Source organism: Amycolatopsis sp. NPDC004378 (genome assembly GCF_053602455.1).
This window is the reverse complement of the sequence record NZ_JBSGDR010000003.1, coordinates 15,321-36,187: the sequence shown is the minus strand read 5'-3', so window position 1 is coordinate 36,187 and position 20,867 is coordinate 15,321. Positions and strand designations below refer to the sequence as shown.

Below are 20,867 nucleotides of genomic sequence, written 5' to 3'. Positions count from 1 at the left end.
CGCCAGGGACCGGTAAGCGACGGCCGCGAAGCTCGGCGGCATGAAGAACCACGGCATGAAGCACCTCAGCGTCCTGATCTCCGGCGCCAGCATCGCCGGCCCCGCCCTCGCCCTCTGGCTGGCCCGCTACGGCTGCACCGTCACCGTCGTCGAACGCGCCCCGGCGGTGCGGCCCGGCGGGCAGGCCGTCGACTTCAAGGGCGCCACCCACCGGACCGTGCTCGAGCGCATGGGCATCCTCGATGACGTCCTGGCCCGCCAGACCGGCGGCACCGACCAGACGATCGTCGACGCCGAGGGGCGGGCGCGGGCGGTCATCCCCGGCGAGTTCACCGGCGGCGACATCGAGATCCGCCGCGGCGACCTGGCCGACATCCTGTACGAGCACACCGCACCGCACTGCGAGTACCTCTTCGGCGACACCATCACGTCGCTGGCCGAGACGTCCGACGGCGTCGACGTCACCTTCGCCCACGCCGAGCCCCGCCGGTTCGACCTCGTCGTCGGCGCCGACGGCATCCACTCGGCCGTCCGGCGGCTGGCCTTCGGCCCGGAACGCGACTACGTCACGTTCCTCGGCCACTACTACGCCCTGGCCGAGCTGGGCGCGGAGGTCGCGGACGGCGACCCGGTCATGTACAACGAGCCGGGCCGGATGACCGCGGTCGGCGGGCCGAAGGCGTCGGCGTTCTTCGTCTTCGCGTCACCGGAGCTGGACTACGACCGCGCGGACACCGGCCGGCAGCGGCAACTGCTGGCCGAGGCCTACCGCGGCGCCGGCTGGCGGGTGCCCGAGCTGGTCGCGAAGATCCCGCAGGCCCGCGAGTTCTACCTCGACTCGCTGGCGCGCGTCACCATCGACCACTACTCACGCGGCCGCGTCGTCCTGCTCGGCGACGCCGCCTACGGCAACACCCTCGGCGGCTTCGGCACCGGCCTGGCCGTCGTCGGCGCGTACGTGCTCGCCGGCGAGCTCCTCGCCGCGGACGGCGACCACCGCGCCGCCTTCGCCCGCTACGAGGAGCAGTTCCGCGGCTACGCGAAGATCTCGCAACGCGGCAGCGCGGGCCCGTTCCTCGCGCCGCCGTCCCCGTTCCGCATCAAGATGCGCGACTGGACGTTCAAGTCGCGGTTCCTGCTCGGCCTGATGCTGAAGGCGACCGACAAGTTCGCCACCGACATCGAGCTGAAGGACTACGCGTCGGGTTCGTAGGCCAGGTTCGGCCGCAGCCACTGCTCGACCTCGGCGACCTCGACGCCCTTGCGCCGCGCGTAGTCCTCGATCTGGTCGCGGCCGAGGCGGCCGACGGTGAAGTAGCGGGAGTCCGGGTGCGCGAAGATCAGCCCGGACACGCTCGCCGCCGGCGTCATCGCGAACGACTCCGTCAGGTCCATGCCCAGGCGGTCCGCCTCCAGCAGCGCGAACAGCTCGCGCTTCTGGCTGTGGTCCGGGCTGGCCGGGTAGCCCAATGCCGGGCGGATCCCGCGGAAGCGCTCCGCGTGCAGGTCCTCCAGCTTCGGCTCGGCGTCGGGCTCGAACCAGTCGCGGCGGGCCCGCAGGTGGATGTGCTCGGCGAACGCCTCGGCGAGGCGGTCGGCCAGCGCCTTCACCATGATCGCGCGGTAGTCGTCCTGCTCGGCTTCGTACTTCGCGGCCAACTTCTCGGCGCCGTGGATCGCGACCGCGAAGCCGCCGAGGTGGTCGCCTTCCGGCGCGATGTAGTCGGCCAGGCAGCGGTTGGCGCGGTCCTCCGGCTTCGACGTCTGCTGGCGCAGCATCGGGAACGCGACGTGCGAGAACTCGCCGTCGAGCAGGATGTCGTCGCCCTCGCTGTGGGCCGGCCAGAACGCGTACGCGCCCTTCGCGGTGAAGCTGCCGTCCGCGATGATCTGGTCGAGCAGTGTGTTCGCGTCGTCGAACAGCTCACGCGCGACCGGCTGCTCCAGGATCGCCGGGTACTTGCCCTTGAGCTGCCAGGCCAGGAACAGGAACTGCCAGTCGATCATCTCGCGCAGCTCGGCGATCGCCGGCTCGACGACCCGCGTGCCGGTGAACAGCGGCTCCGGCAGGTCGGCGAACACCACCTGCTCGCGGTTCAGCCGCGTCTGCTCGAGGGTGAGCATCGGGCGGCGCTGCTTGCTCGCGTGCTGCTCGCGCAGCACCTCCTGATCGGCGCGGTTCTTCTCGGCGAGCGCGATCGACCGGTCGGGGTCGAGCAGGTCGGACACGACCCCGACCACGCGCGACGCGTCCAGCACGTGGACGGTCGCGTTGTCGTAGGCCGGCGCGATCTTGACCGCGGTGTGCTGACGGGACGTCGTCGCGCCGCCGATCAGCAGGGGCAGCTTCAGCCCGCGCCGCTGCATCTCGGTCGCGACCGCGACCATCTCGTCCAGCGACGGCGTGATCAGCCCGGACAGCCCGACCGCGTCGGCGCCTTCGGTGACGGCCGTGTCGAGGATCTTCGCGGCCGGCACCATCACGCCGAGGTCGATCACCTCGTAGTTGTTGCAGCCGAGCACGACCCCGACGATGTTCTTGCCGATGTCGTGGACGTCGCCCTTCACCGTGGCGAGCACGATCTTGCCCTGGCCGCCGCTCGAGGCCAGCCGGCCTTCCTGGCGCGCCTTCTCCTTCTCCGCCTCCATGAACGGCTCGAGGTAGGCGACGGACCGCTTCATCACGCGCGCGCTCTTGACCACCTGCGGCAGGAACATCTTGCCGGAGCCGAACAGGTCGCCGACGATCTTCATGCCGTCCATCAGCGGCCCCTCGATGACGTCGAGGGGCCGGGCCAGCTGCTGCCGCGCCTCTTCGGTGTCGTCCTCGATGTAGTCGACGATGCCGTGCACCAGCGCGTGCGACAGCCGCGCCTCGACGCTGCCTTCGCGCCACGAGAGGTCCACGACGCGCTTGGTGCCGCTGCCCTTGACGTTCTCGGCGAAGCTGACCAGCCGGTCCGTCGCGTCTTCGCGGCGGTCGAAGAGCACGTCCTCGACCAGCTCGAGGAGGTCCTTCGGGATGTCTTCGTAGACCGCGAGCTGGCCGGCGTTCACGATGCCCATGTCCAGGCCGGCCTTCATGGCGTGGAACAGGAACGCCGAGTGCATCGCCTCGCGGACGACGTCGTTGCCGCGGAAGGAGAACGACAGGTTCGAGATGCCGCCGGAGATGTGGACGCCGGGGCAGCGCTCCTTGATCCTCGGCAACGCGTCGATGAACGCCTTCGCGTAGCCGTTGTGCTCGGCGATGCCGGTGGCGACGGCGAGGACGTTCGGGTCGAAGATGATGTCCTCGCCCGCGAAGCCGGCCTCCTGCGTGAGCAGGTCGTAGGCGCGGGCGCAGATCTCGACCTTGCGGTCGGCGGTGTCGGCCTGGCCCCGCTCGTCGAAGGCCATCACGACGACGCCGGCGCCGTAGTTGCGGACGGTGCGGGCCTGCGCGAGGAACGGCTCCTCGCCCTCCTTGAGGCTGATCGAGTTGACCACGCCCTTGCCCTGCAGGCAGCGCAGGCCGGCTTCGAGCACGCTCCACTTGGAGCTGTCGACCATGACCGGGATCCGCGCGACCTCGGGCTCGGTGGCGATGAGGTTGAGGAAGGTCGTCATCGCCTCCTCGGACTCGAGCAGGTCGGCGTCCATGTTGACGTCGAGCAGGTTGGCCCCGCCCCGGACCTGCTCCAGCGCGACGTCGACGGCCGCCTGGTGGTCGCCCGACTCGATGAGCCGGCGGAACCGCTTGGAGCCGGTGACGTTGGTCCGTTCGCCGATCATCACGAACCCGGTGTCGGCGCCGATGCCGAACGGCTCGAGCCCGCTGAACCGGGTGTGCGTGCGCGGCGCGGGCACCTCCCGCGGTGTGACGTCCTTCGCGGCTTCGGCGATCTTCGCGATGTGCGCCGGGCTGGTGCCGCAGCAGCCGCCGACCAGGTTGACCAGGCCTTCGCGGGCGAACCCGCCGATCAGCCCGGCGGTCTCCTCCGGGGTCTGGTCGTAGCCGCCGAAGGCGTTGGGCAGCCCGGCGTTCGGGTGGCAGGCGACGTAGGCGTCGGCGATCCGGGCGAGCTCCTCGACGTGCGGGCGCATCTCTTCCGCGCCCAGCGAGCAGTTCACGCCGACGACCAGCGGTTTCGCGTGCTCGATGGAGCTCCAGAACGCCTCGACGGTCTGGCCCGAGAGCGTCCGGCCGCTCAGGTCGACGATCGTCACCGAGATCCACAGCGGCAGGTGCGGCGCGACGTCGCGGGCGGCGGCGATCGCGGCCTTGCAGTTGAGCGTGTCGAAGATCGTCTCGATCAGCAGCAGGTCGACGCCGCCCTCGGCGAGCCCGGCGATCTGCTCCGCGTAGGCCGCCTTGACCTGCTCGAACGTCACCGCGCGGTAGGCGGGGTCGTCGACCTTCGGCGACAGGCTGAGGGTGACGTTCAGCGGCCCGATCGACCCGGCGACGAACTTCCCGCCCAGCTCGTCGGCGGCCTGGCGGGCCAGCTGCGCCCCGCGGACGTTCATCTCGCGGACGTGGTCCTGGAGGCCGTAGTCGGCCTGGCCGATGCTGGTGGCCGTGAAGGTGTTCGTCGTGGTGATGTCCGCGCCGGCCGCGAGGTACTGGCGGTGGACGTCGAGGATGACGTCCGGGCGGGTGAGGTTCAGCAGGTCGGGGTCACCGGTGACGTCGTGGGTGTGCTCGCCGAAGCGGTCGCCGCGGTAGTCGGCCGGGGTCAGCCCGGCGCCCTGCAGCATGGTGCCCCAGGCACCGTCGAGCACCGCCACCCGCCGGCCGAGCAGCTCGCGCAGGCGCGCGGTGGCTTCGGACTCATTGGGGTTCATCGGCAGCCTCCCTCATCCGGGAGGCGCCCTTGGTCGGTGGTTCCCGGTCGAGCGTGGCGGACCCGGCGGTCCGTTGCAGCGCCTCTCGACCTGTGGTCCACGGTACTGGAACCGGGTGCGCGCACGCCATCCCGCCCCGCCGGCGCGTCCACTGACTGGGACACCGTGAGTCCACAATGGATTTTCGGGTTCACCCTGCCTCCGCGTCTTTCCCGGTTGCGCCCACCCTGCCGCACCGGGCGCGGGCGCTCTGCTCCCCGCCTGCTCACCCCGGGCTCCTCCACCATCGTTCGAGCGGCCCACGACGTTACTCTCCGCGTTCGCGTTGGTACTTTTCGCGGTCCCGACCCACCTTGAAAACTGAAACACGTTCTAATACGCTCCACGCGTGGACTACGGAATCGTGCTGTTCACCAGCGACCGGGGCATCACCCCCGCTTCCGCGGCGCGCGCCGCGGAAGCCGCGGGGTTCGCCACCTTCTACGTGCCCGAGCACACGCACATCCCGGTGAAACGCGAGTCACCGCACCCGCGCACCGGCGACGCGTCCCTGCCCGACGACCGCTACAGCCGCACCCTGGACCCGTGGGTGGCCCTGGCGACGGCCGCGGCGGTGACGTCGCGGATCCGGCTGTCGACGGCGGTGGCCCTCCCGGTGGAGAGCGACCCGATCACGCTCGCCAAGACGATCGCGAGCCTCGACCACCTCTCCGGCGGCCGCGTCACGCTCGGCACCGGCTTCGGCTGGAACGTCGACGAGCTGACCGACCACGGCGTCCCGGGCCACCGCCGCCGCACCGCGCTGCGCGAGTACCTCGAGGCGATGAGTGCACTGTGGACACAGGAAGAGGCTTCCTACGCCGGTGAGTTCGTCTCGTTCGGACCGAGCTGGGCGTGGCCCAAGCCGGTCCAGCCGCACATCCCGGTGCTGCTGGGCGCGGGCCCGACGGAGAAGACGTTCCGCTGGATCGCGCGGCACGCGGACGGCTGGATCACGACGCCGGCGGACACGGACCTGGACGGGCACGTGGCCCTGCTGAAGGAGATCTGGCTCGCGGAAGGCCGGGCGGGGGCGCCGCGGATCTGCGCCCTCGGCGAGCGGCCGGACCCGGAACGCCTGGCGCACCTGGATTCCCTCGGCGTGACCGAGACGATCTTCGGGCTGCCGGACCGTTCGCCGGACGAGGTCGAAGCCTGGATCGGGCGCCTGGCGGGCAAACTCGGGCTCGTCACCGCCCCCGCGCACTGAAGCGGCGGGGCACGGATCCCGTGCCCCGCCGTCAAGCCCCCCCCGGGGTCAGCTCTTGGCCGCGACGCCCTGGCGCGCCCGGAGGTCGAGCTCGATCTGCTCGAGCGAACGCCCCTTCGTCTCGGGCACCAGCCACTTCGTGAGCACGAACAGCACCACGTTGATGCCGGCGAACAGGAACATCGAACCGCCGATGCCGAGCGACTTCGGGTCGGAGATGATCGGGAACACCGCGCTCACGATGCCGGTCGCCGCCCAGAGGACCACACTGCTGACACCCATGCCCGCCGCGCGGAACTTCAGCGGGAACACCTCGGACATCATCACCCAGACCACCGCGCCCCAGCCGAGTTCGTAGCCGACCAGGTACAGCACCATCATCACCAGCATCAGGATGCCGCGCGTGCCGGTGTCGTGGACGTTCAGCACGACGAACCCGGCCGCCACCAGCGTGATCACCATGATCACGTTGCCGATCAGGAGCAGCGGCTTGCGGCCCCAGCGGTCCACCACGAACACGACCCACGCGGTGAACAGGAACTTCGTGACGCCCAGCAGAACGCCCGAAAGCAGCGCGGCCTGCGTGGCGAAGCCGAGGCCGATCAGCATCGTCGGGAAGTACGCGTTGATCGCGTTGACCCCGCTGAACTGCTGGCCGATCGCGAGCAGCAGCGCCACCACCAGCATCGGCCGCACGAAGCCGGAGAACAGGTCGCGCAGGCGCGGCTTTTCTTCGGTGTCGAGCCGGATGACCTCGTTGATCGTCTCGATCTCTTCGTCGAGGTTCACGGTGGTGCCGTGCGCGCTCGCGAGGACTCGCCGGGCCTCCTCTTCCCGGCCGTTCTTCACCAGCCAGCGCGGCGTCTCCGGCAGGAACACCAGCCCGACGAGCAGCACCGCCGCCGGGACGATCGCGCCGGCGAACATCCAGCGCCAGGCCGAGTTCGGGCCGAGCCAGTAGCTCACCAGGAACGCGATCAGGATGCCGAGCACGATGAAGATCTGGTTCAGCGCGCCCATCGCGCCGCGCAACCGCGCCGGCGCCAGCTCCGACAGGTAGGTCGGGACGGTCGACGACGAAAGGCCGATCCCGAGGCCGATGACCAGCCGCGAAACCACGAGCAGCGCGAACGTCGGCGAGAAGGCCGCCGCCAGCGTGCCCACGATGACGATCGCCGCGGCGACCATGATCGTGCGCCGCCGGCCGAGGGCTTCGTTGGTACGGCTGGAGAACAGCGCGCCGACGATGGCACCGACCGACAGGCTGGCGGTGATCACACCCTTGTCCCAGCTGGTCAGCCCCCAGAGTTTCCCGATGAACGGGAGCACCCCGGAAATCACGCCGAGGTCGTAGCCGAACAAGATGCCACCGAGCGCGCCGAAGAAGTACAAGGTGGTCCGGCTGATGTGCCGCGCCGGGGCTGTCTGCGTCATTGCCGGGTCGCCTCTTTCGTAGGTCCAGTCCAGCCAGCGGCGTCCACATTCACACGCCGGAAATAGCCGGGCAAGACAGTCGTCGATAACAATTCAGAAACGTGATCGCCGTTCACATATGTGACACGTTGGGGCGCACACCAATACTCCGTCTGCCGCAGTCGCGAATCAGTGCACAATGGACACGGCCGCCGACGCGCGCGGGTTCGATCAATCCACTATGGACAATCGCGGCGCAGCAGGTCGGCGAAGGCCGTGAAGGGGAATCCCGGGAGCCGGGCAAATCGGGCAGAGTCCGGGCTCACCGCAAGGTCGGGGAGACGGTGAACCCGGACGTGCGCGCCGGACCCGTTCGGGCGGGTCGGCGGCGCAGGCGGGAAGGGGGTTTCAACCCACCCCCAGGCGGTTGAAACCCCCTCCCCGCGCCCCCAGCCCGGAGCGGCCGGCCCGAGCATCCGCAGCCTGCTCGGGCGACGCCCTGGTAGCTATCACTCTCCCGGTTGTGGTCACCGGCCGCCATTCCTGCCGAAAGAGGACTTTCTTCCATCCCGAAACCCCGCTGAGCTGCGAATACGTGGTCGCGGCGGTACGGATCTACCCAGCCGGGCGGCCAAAAGTTACCCCTGGCCGCGAGCGGCTCAGGCGCTCTCCAGCACGACCTTCCCGACATGGGTGCCTGACTCGAGGTGCTTGACGGCGTCGGCGACCTCTTCGAAGGCGAACCGGCGGTCGATCACGGGCCGCAGCCCGCTGTGCTCGACGGCCCGGTTCATGGCCTGGAACGTCTCCCTCGACGCGTTCGTCAACCCGCGCAGGGTCAGCTGCTTGACCAGCACGAGCACCGGGTCGGCGGCGCCCTCGTGGGTGAGCACGCCGGCGACGCTGACGTGCCCGCCCGGCCGGGCGGCGAGCATGGACTGGCCGATCGTGCCGCCCCCGCCGACGTCGACGACGTGGTCGACGCCGCCGCCGGTCAGCTCCGCCGCCGCCACGCCCCACTCCGGCGTCGTCGTGTAGTTGATCGTCTCGGCCGCGCCGAGGGCGCGCAGGCGGGCCAGCTTCTCGTCCGAGCTGGACGTCGCGATCACGCGGGCGCCGCCGAGCACGGCGAACTGCAGCGCGAACGTCGCCAGCCCGCCGCTGCCCTGGGTCAGCACGGTCTGGCCCGGCGCCACCCGGCCTTCCTCGACGACCGCGCGCCACGCCGTCACACCGGCGCTGGGCAGCGTCGCGGCCTCGGCGAAGTCCAGGTGCGCGGGGACGGCGACGAGCGCGTCCTCGGCGAAGACGGCGTACTCCGCGAGCACTCCGTCGAGCGAGCCGGACAGGTCTTCGGCCGTCTTCTCCGGGGTACCGGGTCCCGAGAGCCATCTCGGGAAGTACGTCGCGGCCACCCGGTCGCCCGCCGACCACGCGCGCACGCCGTCGCCGACCGCGACGACCTCGCCCGCGCCGTCGGACAGCGGCACGACGTCCGGCTTCACCGGCATCGGGTAGAAACCCTTCAGGATCATCAGGTCGCGGGCGTTGAGCGCCCACCCGCGCAGCCGGACCAGCACCTGGCCGGGACCGGGTTCGGGAACGGCACGCTCGGCCAGGACGAGCTCGGCGCCGGGACGCGGCAGGGAAAAGGACTTCACAGCGGCTCCAAGGGTGCGGGAACTCCTCAACCCGGCCAGTGTGTCGAAGTCGCGAGCTCCGCGTCGACGATCTCCAGAAGTCGTGGGGTCAGTTCGGCGAGCGAGGTCGCGAAGTGGCGGACGCCGTAGCCGGCCATGAACTCCCGCTGCCGCGCGTGGGCCGGACTGCCGGGGAAGCCGACGAACCCGGCGCCGTGCGCGCGGGCGTTCTCGGCCACCCGGCTGACGTCGTCGACGAACACGATCTCGTCGAAGCCGACGCCGAGCACGCTCCGGGCGATGTGGTCGACGCCCGGCCGGTGCTCGTTGATGCTGACGTACGGCACTTCCGGGTCGAGCAGGTCGACGTACTCCCCGAGGTACCGGTCGAAGGTGTGCTCGCGGGTCCGGCCGCCGTAGCAGACCAGCCGGACGGGCAGCTTCGAGAGCGCCTCCAGGCAGTCCCGCACGCCTTCGGCGACGCGTATCGGGTGTTCGGCCAGGTACTCCTGCCGGGCCGCCCACAGCTGCTCGAGCGTCTTCTCCGCCGGCTGGTCGAGCCCGCACAGCCGGGTGATCTTCTCGGCGACGACGATGTCGCGCAGCCCGATCACGTCCCGCTCGGCCGCCTCGTCGTAGACACCGCCGTGGTCGCGGACGTACCGGGCGATCATCGCCAGGTACGTGTCGTCGATGAGGACGCCGTCGCAGTCCAGCGCGACGGCACGCAGCTTCCGCAGGCCGGTCACCGCTGCGCGAACACTTCGCGCGCGGCGCCGATGGCGTTGAGCGCGGCCGGGAAACCGCAGTAGAACGCCAGGTGCAGGATCGTCTCGATGACGTCCTGCTCGGTGCCCCCGACGTTGAGCAGGGCGTGGATGTGCACCTTCAGCTGCGGCAGCGCGGTGCCCAGCGCGACGCACGCGGCGACCGTGACGATCTCGCGGTGCCGCAGGTCCAGGTGCGGCCGGTTGTACAGCTCGCCGAAGGTGAACTCGACGATGTAGGTGGCCAGGTCCGGCGCGATGTCCGCGAGCGCCGCGGCGACCTTCTCCCCCGCTTCGCCGTCGACGGCCTTCAACGCGGCCAGGCCGCGCTCGTAGCGGTCCTCGATGCCGGCCCACGGAAGGTCGGCGGGCGGTTCGGCCGGCGGCTCCTCGGGCGGCAGGGTTTCGAACACGGCCTTCAGCTCGCCCAGGGCGTTCAGCGTGGCGGGGAAGCCGGCGAACGAGCTGATCTGGATGACCGCCTCGACGAGCTGGCGGCGGCCGCAGCCGACGTTCAGCGCGGCCTTGGCGTGGAACTGCAGCTGCGAGCCCGCGTAGCCGAGCGCGGTGAGGGCCGCGACCGTCACCAGCTGCCGCTCGGGCAGCGGCAGGCCGGGCCGGTGGTAGACGTCGCCGTAGATGAACCCGACGCACTGCTCCCCGAACTCGGCCTCGCCGATGCTCGCGAACAGGTCCAGCACTGCGGGCCGCTCCGCGCCGCCGAGCCGCTGGATGAGCTCCAGGCCCTGGGCGAAGGACGCGTCCTGCGTTTCCGGCATCGTGATGCCCTCCCCTTTCACGTGGTGACTGCGGCTCACCCGAGGTAGGCCCGGGTGGCCTGGTCGGCTTTCCGGCGTTCCAGCGCGTCGATGCGCCGTTGCGCGATCATGGCGTACTCGATGACGGCCGTGGCGATCGTGCGGCCGTGCTGGCGCACGGCGGTCACGGCCCGGAACTTCAGGTTGGTCTCGCGGGCGAGGTCGGACTCCTCGATCAGCGACTCGACCGTGGCCGGCAGCGGGAACAGGAAGTCCTGGAAGGACAGGTCGATCCGCTGCCACACGCCCGCGTAGCCCAGCCGGCCCAGGCCGGGCCGGACCGCCGTTTCGAACTGCGCGATGCAGATCTGCCGCATCGCCTCGACGATCACGATGCCCTGCACGTGCTCGCCGGTGTGGTGGTCGAGGATCAGCTCGTTGTCGCGGTGGATCCGGAGGTCCGCCCGGCAGAGCTGGTCGGCCGGCGAGTGCACGCCGGACAGCAGGACGTTGCGGGGCCGGTCCTTGTGGACGATCCCGGCCCGCGCGCGCGGCTGCCGGAAGGTGTCCCGGTCGGCCAGGCGCACCGGAGCGCGGCCCTTTTCGGTGGCGGCCTCGATGAGGTCGCAGTCGGTCTCGTCGACGCCCTGCCCGGCGTGCACGACCCACTCGACCGGCTCGCCGCACGGTTCGTCCGCGCCGGCCGCTTCGATGAGCGCCAGCAGGCCCGTCATCGTCAGCACCCGGTCGCCGCGGGCGAACCGGCCGAACCGGTCGGCGACCACGACGACGTCGCGGTGGGTGCGGCCGGCCCCGGCCGCCGGGTCCCGTTCACCGGGACACGCTGGATCGTCCGGTACCACGTTCTCCCACTGGGTTCTGGTCGGTTCGGGCGTCACAGCCCCGCCGAGGCGCGGACGTCCGGGAGTGCTTCGGCGAGGTAGCGGGCGGTCGCCGCCTTGCGCCAGCGCGGGCCGGCCAGCTCGGTGGCCAGCACGCCGAGCATGGCGTGCACCATGTCCGGCTGCTTGGCCACGTCGGTGGCCAGCAGCGGCTCGACCTGCGCGGCGGCGCCTTCGAGATCGTCGAGCAGCAGGTGGGCGCGGCCGGTGTCGATCCGGATCATCGGTTCCATGGCCTCCCAGCGGCTTTCCAGGGACAGCTTTTCGTAGGCCTCGCGCGCGGTCGTGAACTCGCGCAGCGCGGCGGACGCCTGCCCGACGGACAGCAGCGAAGTACCGGCCATGTAGTGCCGGCGGTCCTTCGTGATGTTGAAGAACCGGTCCTCGCCGCCCGCGCCGAGCTCCGGGTCCTCGATGGCGGTCCACCGCGCGATCGCGTCCAGCACCTGCTGTTCCGCCCGCACCGACGACCACCCGCGGGCCTCGGCGAGGATCAGCGGCGCGTCCGTGATCCGGCCGCCCACGTGGTAGTTGAGCCCGTCCGCCGCGAGCTTCGCGGACTCGACGCCGTTGCCCGCCCAGAACGCGACGCGGGCCTGGGCCGTGCGCACCCAGCGGCGCGCGAGGTAGTCGTCCGCGTATTGGGAGTAGAGCCAGGCGGCGGAGTTGTACCGGCGGGAGAGCCCGTACCGCCCGAGGTCGCCCGAGATCCAGGCCATCATCGCGGTGCACTTCGCCCCGATGAGCAGCAGGTCCTGGGTCTGCTTCGGCCGCTGGCGGCCCTTCAGCAGCGCCGAGGTCCGCTCTTCGACGACCGCGAGCTGGCTGAGGACCGCGTCCGGCGCCGTGCGCGTGTAGCCGTTGCCGAGGAAGTCCAGATCGGACCACAGGTCGTCGAGCTGGACGTCGTCGACGTTGGTCTTGGTGAACAGGATCGCGTCGTCGAGGGCACTGGCGCCGACGTCGGTCTCCGGCGCTTCTTCGACGCGGCGGCCGGCGCGCGCGGGCCGGGCGGCGGCCGGCGCGGGTTCCGGCGGGCACGGCGCCGCGGTGTCGGCGTGGTACTCGGCCAGGTCCTTGGCCGGCAGCTGCTCGAGGTCACGCAGCCCGAGCAGCGACTTCCAGCTGGTGCCGTACACCTCGGCGAGCACGCGCAGGGCGGCGACGGTGGGCCGGACGCCCCGCTCCGGCCACTGCTCGTACTCCCAGATCCGGGTGCCGCGCATGCCCGCGCGTGGGTCGCCGGTGACGGCGTTGTAGCGGTGCGCCGCGACGTCGAGGGAAAGTTCCGACGCCAGGCGCCACGCGGTGCGGGGCGGGATCCGGCATTCGACGATCAGGTTCTCCGCGACCCGCGCCGGCATCGCCCCTTCGGGAAACCCCAAGGCGGCCAGGCGGTCGCGCAGCTGTGCACGATACGGCTTACTGCCCGGTTTGGCCTGTCGACTCATCGTTCATCCAACGACTTCCGGAGTACGGGTGCACGAAGCAGACAGTACCGCAGCGTGACAGCGTGGGCCCAGGATGTGACGAACGCGCGGGGAAAGAAGCCGGAGTGAGGGGTGCCGGCCGACCTGGGGGTCATCGGCCGGCACCTCGGGTCCGGACGCCGCTGGGGCGGTCCGGCGGGGACAGTATGCACGTGCAGGGCCCGGAACGCAGCCCCCTGGACCGGTCAGGTCACCGGACAGGGTGACCCGGACCCCTCGCCCGGGTCACCCGGCCGCGAGGAACCGCGCCCGGACGCCCGCCCCGAACGCCGTCGGCGTGCCGTCGTAGGCCGAGATCAGCGCCGGGCCGGTCGAGCAGTTCCAGGTGTTCCAGGTCCAGCCGAGGTAGGACGCCTGGTGCCGGTCGAGCCAGTCCATCAGCCCGGTGACGTAGCCGCTCGCGCAGTCGTTCTCGCCGATCTCCCCGGCCACGAGCGGGACGGCCGCGGCTACCGGTGCCAGCCGGCTGTCCCAGCACGACGACGAGCTGCACGCGTTGAAGTTGTACGAGTGCCACGAGGCGACGAGGTTGCCCGCCGGGTCGTTCGGTTCGTACTGCAGCCAGCCGGTGAGGTCGTTGGCGTAGGCGAGCCCGCCCAGCATGAGCACGTTCGTCGCGCCGGTCGCGCGCACCGCGTTCACCAGCGCCTGCATGCCCGCCACCGGGTAGCCGATGCCGGAGCAGGCGGAGCCGCCGTCGCGCCAGCACGTCCACGCCTGGGCCGGGCCGGACACCGCGCGGTCGGGGTAGGGCTCGTTGAACAGGTCCAGGATCGTGGCGTCGTCGCCCTTGAACGTCGTCGCGACCGACGTCCACAGGTCCACCGAATGCTCGGCGTCGGTCATCGGCTTCTGGCAGGTGGCGTCGACGTCACCGCACGCCGACGAGTTTCCCGTGTAGGCACCGTGGGTCCAGTGCAGGTCGAGGATCGCGACGAGCCCGTTCCGGTGTAGTAGGTCCACATAGGACTTGAGCGCCGCGCGGTAGGTCTCGCCGGCGTAGCGCGGGTCCACGTCGGACAGGCCGAGCCAGCAGTCCTCGTTGAACGGCACGCGCACGGCGTCGGCGTGCCAGCTCTTGATCGCGGCCACCGAGGCGGCGTCCATCGGACCGTCGAAGAGGCCGTTTCCCTGCACGCACGCGAATTCGGCGCCGGAGCGGTTCACGCCGCGCAGCGTCACCGGGTTGCCCGCGGCATCGGCCAGCCGGTTGCCGGAGACGTGCAGGGCGGGCGCGCCCGGGGGCGGCGGGGCCGACGTCGTGGTGGACGGCGGCGGGGTGCCGCCGCAGGGCGCGCCGTTCACGCTGAAGGACGCCGGCGCCGCGTTGGTCCCGCTGTAGCCGAAGTTCGCGCCGGCGGTGACCGACGCGTTCGGGGCGACGGTGCCGTTCCAGGTCGCCGGGGTGACCGTGACGGTCCGGCCGGACTGCGCCCAGGTGCCGTTCCAGCCCTGCTGGAGCTGCTGGTTCCCGGTGTAGGCGTAGTCGATCCGCCAGCCGGACAGCGGGGCCGTCCCGAGGTTCTTCAAGGTCAGGTCGGCCGTGAAGCCGCTTCCCCAGTCGTTCACCGTGTAGCCGACTTCGCAGGCGGTCGCCGCCGCCGCGGGCGACAGCGTGCCCAGGGTGAACGCCGTCGTCGCGCCGACGACGGCGAGCGCGCCGAGGGCGCCGAGCAGTGCTGGTCCGGAACGCATCGATCACTCCCTTGGTACCGAACGGAATCGTGAGAGCGCTCCCAGCAGGGCTGGACAGTACCGCGCACCCCGATTCGTGTAAACCCCGCGGCGATCTTGCCCCGGTTTCCGGATTCCACTCCAACGGCGGCATTCTCCGGCTCGGGCCGGTAGCGCAGTGCGACCACGGGATCTCCGGAACGCCAACGACTTCGGCCGTTCAGGAACGTTCAGTGGCCGCCAGGCGGCGCGGCGCAGCGGAAAACGGACCACCGGATCGGGCCGCGTCCGGGTCGCGCTTTACAAGGACGACACACCGGCGCTACCTTTCCCGGCGGCTGGAAGCGCTCCCATGCCAGGTCGCCTCACCAGAACGCGGCCAACCACCCAGGGGCGTCGCGGTGCCTGCCGCGGCGCCCCTGTCCGCGCCCCGGGAGGCCCGATGACCAGGTTCGCCGCCGCCCTCGCGGCGCTCTGCCTCCTCACCGCCGCGGGCACCACGGCGGTCGTCGTCGCCGCGCCGGCCACCGCCGCCCCCGCGTGCGCGGTCGGCTACCGCGTCAACCAGTGGCAGACCGGGTTCACCGCCGAGATCACCGTGACCAACGGCGCCACGGCGCTCTCGTCCTGGACGCTCACCTGGCACTACGCGGGCAATCAGGCCGTCACGTCGGCGTGGAACGCGACGGTCCGCCAGAGCGGGACCGCGGTCACCGCCGAAACCCTGCCCTACAACGCTTCGCTGCCCGCCGGCGGCACCGTCTCCTTCGGCCTGCAGGCCACCTACAGCGGCACGAACGCCGAGCCCGCGGACTTCGCCCTCAACGGCGTCGCCTGCGGGGACCCGACCACCACTCCCCCGCCGACGACGACCACACCGCCACCCGCGGCCTGCCCGGGCACGACGTTCTGCGACGACTTCGAACAGCAGACCGGTGGCGCGCCGAGCGGCCGCTGGGCCGTCGGCGCGGCGAACTGCCAGGGCACCGGTACGGTCACCGTCGACTCCGCGGTCGCGCACTCGGGCACCCGTTCGGTCAAGGTCACCGGCCAGGGCGGCTACTGCGACCACGCCTTCTTCGGCACGAGCCTGCCCGGCGCCGGCTTGCTGTACGGCCGGTTCTGGGTCCGGCACAGCACGCCGCTGCCCGCCGGGCACGTCACCTTCATGGCGCTGCGCGACACCGCGGACGGCGGCCGGGACCTGCGGGCCGGCGGCCAGAACCGGGCCCTGCAGTGGAACCGGGAGTCCGACGACGCGACGCTCCCCGCGCAGAGCCCGGCCGGTGTCGCGCAGAGCGTCCCGCTGCCGACCGGCACCTGGTCGTGCTTCGAGTTCGAGATCGACGGCACCGCCGGGCAGCTGCGGACGTGGCTCGGCGGCACCGAAGTACCCGGGCTCGTCGTCGACGGCGTGCCCACGGCCGACGTCGACCAGCAGTGGCTCGCCCGGGCGTGGCACCCGGCCGTGACCGACCTGCGGCTCGGCTGGGAGAGCTACGGCACCGACGCCGACACGCTCTGGTTCGACGACGTCGCTCTGGGCACCACGCGCCTCGGCTGCTAGCCCGCGACGATCCGCTCGATCTCGGCCAGCTCGTCGTCGGAGAACTCGAGGTTCTTCGTCGCCGCGACGGTGTTCTCGAGCTGCGCGACACTGCTGGCCCCGATCAGCGCCGAGGTGACCCGCCCGCGGCGCAGCACCCACGCGATCGCCAGCTGTGCCAGCGACTGCCCGCGCCGCTTGGCGACGTCGTTCAGCGCGCGGATCGTCGTCAGCTTCTCCTCGGTGATCCGGTCGCTCGTCAGGAACGGGCTCGCCCCGGCCGCGCGGGAGTCGGCGGGGATCCCGTCGAGGTAGCGGTCGGTCAGCAGGCCCTGGCTCAGCGGCGAGTACGCGATCGAGCCGACGCCGTGCTCGTCGAGGGTGTCCAGCAGGCCGTCTTCGACCCAGCGGTTCAGGATCGAGTACGACGGCTGGTGGATCAGCAGGGGCGTCCCGAGCTCCTTCAGCGCGGCGAGCGCGGCTTCCGTCTGCTCCGGCGAGTAGTTCGAAATGCCCGCGTAGAGCGCCTTCCCGGACCGGACCGCGGTGTCGAGGGCCCCCATGGTCTCCTCGATCGGCGTCTCGGGGTCCGGGCGGTGGGAGTAGAAGACGTCGAAGTGGTCCAGGCCGGTGCGGGCGAGGCTCTGGTCCAGGCTCGCCAGGAGGTTCTTGCGCGAGCCCCACTCGCCGTACGGGCCGTCCCACATCAGGTAGCCCGCCTTGGAGGACACCAGGATCTCGTCGCGGTACGGGCGGAAGTCGGCGGCGTAGTGCCGGCCGAAGTTCGTCTCGGCCGCGCCGGGCGGCGGGCCGTAGTTGTTGGCCAGGTCGAAGTGCGTCACGCCGAGGTCGAACGCCCGGCGCAGCACCGCGCGCTGGACGTCGAGGGGCTTGTCGTCCCCGAAGTTGTGCCACAGGCCGAGCGACACGGCGGGCAGCTTCAGCCCGCTGCGCCCGGCCCGCCGGTACGGCATGCCCGAGTACCGGTCTCCGGCCGCGACGAAAGGCGACATGGTTCTCCTCAGGGTCCGCCGCGAGTCTAGCCGCGGGTGATCAAGGCGCCGGCGAACGACGCGCCCGGCACCAACGCGGGCAGCAGCGTCGCCTGGTAGGCGTGGTAGATGTCCGGCTTGCCCGCCCAGACCGTGCCGGCCGGCCGGTTCTCCGGGTCCAGCTCGTGGTGCCACGACCCGCGTTCGCGGTCGACGAAACAGGCCTCGGCGTGGTCGCACCAGGCACGGAACCGGTCGAGGTAGGCGGCCTCGCCGGTTTCCTGGTGCAGGGTCCACGCGGCGGCGATCGCCTCCGCGACGACCCAGTGCAGGCGGGTGCGCACGACCGGCGTCCCGGCGAAGTCGGTGGTGTAGACGAAGCCCGGGTTGCCGTCGACGGCCCAGCCGTCCCGGGTCGCGGTCGCGAACAACGCGGCCGCGTCGGGCACCAGCCACTCCGGCGCATCGTCGCCGAGGGCCCGCTTGAGGTGGACGGCCAGCCGGGCCCATTCGAAGAGGTGGCCGATGGTCGCCCCGAACGGCCGGAACGGGTGGGCGGGCTCGTCGCGGTTGTGCTCCAGGAGCACGTGCCAGCCCGCGTCGTAGTGCTCCGGGAGCAGCCAGCCGTGGGCGCGGGCCTCCCCGTGCACCAGGTGTTCCACAATGGACAGTGCGCGGCGGGCCCACACCCGGTCGCCCGTGACGTCGGCGGCGGCCAGGAACGCCTCGACCGTGTGCATGTTGGCGTTGGCGCCGCGGTAGTCCTCCAGCTCGGTCCAGCCGCGGTCCCAGACGTCGGCGACCCGGCCGGCGCCCGGCTCCCAGAACCGGCGTTCGACGACGTCGAGGGCCTCGGCCAGCAGCGGTTCCGCGCCCTCGGCGCCGGCCGCGACCGCGCTCGAAGCGGCCAGGACCACGAAGGCGTGCTCGTAGGCGCGCTTCTCTGACAACGTTGTCGTCGCGTACCAGCCGCCGTGGTCCGGATCGCGGAGCGGCCCCTTGAGCGCCGCGACGCCGTGGGCGACCTGCTCGCCGGCGTTCGCGCCCTGCAGCTGCGCGAGCGCGAAGACGTGCGTCATCCGGCAGGTGATCCAGGTTTCGACGGGCCGGTCGAGGACCGGCTGCCCGGTGTCGTCGAGCCAGGCGAACCCGCCATCGGGGTGCGCCGCGCGGGCGGCGAAACCGAGCAGGCGCGCGGGTTCGGCGCGCACCCAAGCCGGGACGGAAGACGGGATGTCCACTCTGTGCCTTTCTCGGTGACCGACGACTTCCGCCAACGTAGGGCAAGCCGCCTTCCACGCCCACCGCGGGCTGTTCCGGAAGTGCGCGCCACCGCGTATCCTGACCTTGAGAGCGCTCCCAGTCTTCGAAGCACGCTACCCGACGAAGGGACTGACGTGACCAGGAGACGAAGTACGATCCTCGCCGCCGTCACCGTTCTGCTGGCGAGTTTGACGGCCGTCCTGCTGAACACCGGCACCGCCGAGGCGCACGGCGCCATGATGAAACCGGGCAGCCGGACCTTCCTGTGCTGGCAGGACGGGCTCAGCTCGACCGGCCAGATCATCCCGCAGAACCCGGCCTGCGCGGCGGCCGTGGCCACCAGCGGCGCCAACTCGCTGTACAACTGGTTCGCCGTGCTGCGCTCGGACGGCGCCGGCCGCACGCGCGGCTTCATCCCCGACGGCAAACTGTGTTCGGGCGGCAACCCGGGCTACGCCGGCTTCGACCAGGTCGGCGACTGGCCGCTGACGCACCTGACCGCCGGGGCCGCGTTCGACTTCTCCTACAACGCCTGGGCCGCGCACCCGGGCTGGTTCTACACCTACGTCACGAAGGACGGCTGGAACCCGAACGCGCCGCTCACCTGGGACGAGCTGGAGGACCAGCCGTTCCTGACCGTGGACCACCCCCCGGTGACCGGCCAGGTCGGCACGGTCGACGGGCAGTACAAGTGGACCGGCGCGCTGCCGTCGAACAAGTCCGGGCGGCACATCATCTACTCGGTGTGGAAGCGCTCGGACAGCACCGAGACGTTCTACGGCTGCTCCGACGTGACGTTCGACGGCGGGCACGGCGAGGTCACCGGCGTGAAGGACCCGGGCACGCCGCCGACCACGCCTACCTCTCCCCCGCCGTCGGGCGGCTCGTGCATGGCCATGTACGAGGTGACCAACGCCTGGAGCGGCGGCTACCAGGCCACGGTGACGGTGATGAACCACGGCACCACGGCGTACAACGGCTGGCAGGTGGGCTGGACGCTGCCGAGCGGGCAGAGCATCGGCAGCGTCTGGAACGGGACGCTGAGCCAGTCCGGTTCGGTGGTGACGGTCCGCAACGCCGACTGGAACGGCCGCATCGCCCCCGACGGCTCGACGACGTTCGGCCTGGTGGTGACCGCCGCGGGGACGAACCCGGCCCAGCCGTCGCCGACCTGCCAGGGCACCTGAGGGTCGCGTGTGGACGGTGGCACCGGTGCCGTCAGCGGACGGGACCGGTGCTGCCCCGGGTGACCAGCCGCGGCCGGGACGCGCAGACGTCGCCGGCGTCTTCCCCGGTGAGGAGGTCCCGAAGCAGGGACGCGGCGAGCGAGCCGAGTTCGGCCAGCGGGCGCCGGACCGCGGTGAGCGCGGGGCGGACGAGGCAGCAGAGCGTGGTGTCGTCCCAGCAGACGACCGACAGGTCGCGGGGCACGGCCAGCCCGAGCTCCCGCGCGGCGGCCAGCGCGGCGACGGCCAGGGTGTCGGTGTCGCAGAGGAGGGCCGTGGGCCGCGGCCGGCTCGAAAGGACACGGCGGACCGCGTCGGCGGAGGGTTCGGTGAGGACTCCGGCACCGGGCGGCACGACGGCCTGCGGTCCGGAAGCGGTCGTCGTGCGGAGGTTCCGCGTCCCGCCGAGCCCCGTCCGCCACGCCACCGCGTCCACCGCCGCTTCCCGCGCGACGGGATCCGCGAACGCCGCCGCGCCCGGGACCCGGGCCACGCGCCGGTGCCCCAGCGCGGCCAGGTACTCCAGCGCTTCCGCGGCCCCCGCGACGTCGTCCACCCACACCGACGGCACGCCCGGCACCCCGCCGGGCCCGCCGAGCAGTACCGCCGGCAGGCCGATCCGCACCAGTTCCGCCGCGCAGGCCGGGCCGGTGAGCAGCACGCCGTCCACCTTCCGCTCGGCGCGCCAGCGGCGGTAGACCGCCAGTGCCGCGTCTCGGCCGGCCGCGACCTGCAGCAGCAGCTCCGGCTCGAAGCCGTCGAGCAGGGCCGGGAAGAACACTTCGGACGGCCGGTCGAGCACCAGGCCGATCGTCCCCGTGTGGCCGCCGGAAAGCGCCCGCGCGGTGCTGCTCGGCGACCAGCCCAGCTGGCGGGCGATCTCCGTGATCCGGTGCCGGGTCGCCTCCGAGACGCCCGGGCGGCCGTTGAGCGCGTACGACACCGCGCCCTTGGACACGCCCGCCTGCCGGGCGATGTCGGTGATCGTCGGACGCTTCACCACGCACCTCCCCGGCCCGCCGGCGTATCCGCGCGAACACCCGCTGTCGCGCACCTTGACACCCGCCGCCCGCGGAAACGAGACTCCGTCCGGGAGCGCTCCCAGTCACGAGGGAGTGAG

Annotated in this window: 15 protein-coding genes and 1 riboswitch; of the genes, 4 read left to right on the top strand and 11 right to left on the bottom strand. The window is 71.7% G+C overall.

Going from position 1 to position 20,867, the window contains the following annotated elements:
- Positions 1-55: 55 nt before the first annotated feature.
- Positions 56-1,213, top strand: a complete 1,158-nt coding sequence (locus ACWEN0_RS11755; RefSeq protein ID WP_451973288.1) for an FAD-dependent monooxygenase — start codon at positions 56-58, stop codon at positions 1,211-1,213.
- Here the strand turns inward: ACWEN0_RS11755 and metH are convergent.
- Positions 1,195-4,827 (bottom strand): methionine synthase, encoded by a 3,633-nt coding sequence (metH, locus tag ACWEN0_RS11750; RefSeq protein WP_451972089.1) that lies wholly within the window; start codon positions 4,825-4,827, stop codon positions 1,195-1,197. The two genes, ACWEN0_RS11755 and metH, sit on opposite strands and share 19 nt — an antisense overlap.
- 14 nt (positions 4,828-4,841) lie before the next feature.
- A riboswitch (S-adenosyl-L-homocysteine riboswitch) is annotated at positions 4,842-4,920 on the bottom strand.
- Positions 4,921-5,215: 295 nt separating this feature from the next.
- Between metH and ACWEN0_RS11745 the strand changes: the two genes are divergently transcribed.
- The gene (locus tag ACWEN0_RS11745) at positions 5,216-6,076 is read left to right on the top strand and encodes a TIGR03619 family F420-dependent LLM class oxidoreductase (protein WP_451972087.1); all 861 of its coding nucleotides are present in this window, start codon (positions 5,216-5,218) and stop codon (positions 6,074-6,076) included.
- Between the two features lie 48 nt (positions 6,077-6,124).
- Here ACWEN0_RS11745 and ACWEN0_RS11740 read toward each other — a convergent pair whose 3' ends face one another.
- The 7 genes from ACWEN0_RS11740 to ACWEN0_RS11710 all read right to left on the bottom strand — a co-directional run bounded on the left by ACWEN0_RS11740 (position 6,125) and on the right by ACWEN0_RS11710 (position 14,741).
- On the bottom strand, positions 6,125-7,510 hold the full coding sequence (locus tag ACWEN0_RS11740) for a sugar porter family MFS transporter (RefSeq protein ID WP_451972085.1): 1,386 nt from the start codon (positions 7,508-7,510) through the stop codon (positions 6,125-6,127).
- Positions 7,511-8,148: 638 nt separating this feature from the next.
- Entirely contained in the window at positions 8,149-9,150 is a 1,002-nt protein-coding gene (locus tag ACWEN0_RS11735; RefSeq protein ID WP_451972083.1) for a zinc-dependent alcohol dehydrogenase family protein, read from the bottom strand.
- Between the two features lie 26 nt (positions 9,151-9,176).
- Positions 9,177-9,878 carry an HAD family hydrolase gene (locus ACWEN0_RS11730; RefSeq protein ID WP_451972081.1) on the bottom strand — a complete coding sequence of 234 codons (702 nt, stop codon included), beginning with the start codon at positions 9,876-9,878 and terminating at the stop codon, positions 9,177-9,179.
- Positions 9,875-10,675 (bottom strand): carboxymuconolactone decarboxylase family protein, encoded by an 801-nt coding sequence (locus tag ACWEN0_RS11725; protein WP_451972079.1) that lies wholly within the window; start codon positions 10,673-10,675, stop codon positions 9,875-9,877. The genes ACWEN0_RS11730 and ACWEN0_RS11725 overlap by 4 nt, the downstream gene beginning before the upstream one ends.
- A 35-nt stretch (positions 10,676-10,710) precedes the next feature.
- A complete protein-coding gene (locus ACWEN0_RS11720) occupies positions 10,711-11,553 on the bottom strand; it encodes an AfsA-related hotdog domain-containing protein (RefSeq protein WP_451972077.1) in 843 nt (280 codons plus the stop codon).
- Positions 11,550-13,007, bottom strand: coding sequence for a hypothetical protein (locus ACWEN0_RS11715; RefSeq protein WP_451972075.1), 1,458 nt, complete (start codon positions 13,005-13,007; stop codon positions 11,550-11,552). Before ACWEN0_RS11715 ends, ACWEN0_RS11720 begins: the two co-directional genes overlap by 4 nt.
- A 264-nt stretch (positions 13,008-13,271) precedes the next feature.
- Positions 13,272-14,741 carry a cellulase family glycosylhydrolase gene (locus ACWEN0_RS11710; RefSeq protein WP_451972073.1) on the bottom strand — a complete coding sequence of 490 codons (1,470 nt, stop codon included), beginning with the start codon at positions 14,739-14,741 and terminating at the stop codon, positions 13,272-13,274.
- A gap of 421 nt (positions 14,742-15,162) precedes the next feature.
- Here ACWEN0_RS11710 and ACWEN0_RS11705 point away from each other — a divergent pair, with 421 nt between their 5' ends.
- Positions 15,163-16,287 (top strand): cellulose-binding domain-containing protein, encoded by a 1,125-nt coding sequence (locus tag ACWEN0_RS11705; RefSeq protein WP_451972071.1) that lies wholly within the window; start codon positions 15,163-15,165, stop codon positions 16,285-16,287.
- On the opposite strand, the gene mgrA is transcribed toward ACWEN0_RS11705, so the two are convergent.
- Both mgrA and ACWEN0_RS11695 read right to left on the bottom strand, forming a co-directional pair.
- Entirely contained in the window at positions 16,284-17,279 is a 996-nt protein-coding gene (gene mgrA, locus ACWEN0_RS11700) for an L-glyceraldehyde 3-phosphate reductase (RefSeq protein WP_451972069.1), read from the bottom strand. The two genes, ACWEN0_RS11705 and mgrA, sit on opposite strands and share 4 nt — an antisense overlap.
- A gap of 26 nt (positions 17,280-17,305) precedes the next feature.
- Positions 17,306-18,499, bottom strand: a complete 1,194-nt coding sequence (locus ACWEN0_RS11695; protein ID WP_451972067.1) for an AGE family epimerase/isomerase — start codon at positions 18,497-18,499, stop codon at positions 17,306-17,308.
- 156 nt (positions 18,500-18,655) lie between these two features.
- Between ACWEN0_RS11695 and ACWEN0_RS11690 the strand changes: the two genes are divergently transcribed.
- Positions 18,656-19,708: a lytic polysaccharide monooxygenase auxiliary activity family 9 protein gene (locus ACWEN0_RS11690; protein ID WP_451972065.1), complete on the top strand. Its 1,053-nt coding sequence runs from the start codon at positions 18,656-18,658 to the stop codon at positions 19,706-19,708.
- Positions 19,709-19,739: 31 nt separating this feature from the next.
- Here ACWEN0_RS11690 and ACWEN0_RS11685 read toward each other — a convergent pair whose 3' ends face one another.
- Positions 19,740-20,747 carry a LacI family DNA-binding transcriptional regulator gene (locus tag ACWEN0_RS11685; RefSeq protein ID WP_451972063.1) on the bottom strand — a complete coding sequence of 336 codons (1,008 nt, stop codon included), beginning with the start codon at positions 20,745-20,747 and terminating at the stop codon, positions 19,740-19,742.
- Positions 20,748-20,867 lie beyond the last annotated feature (120 nt).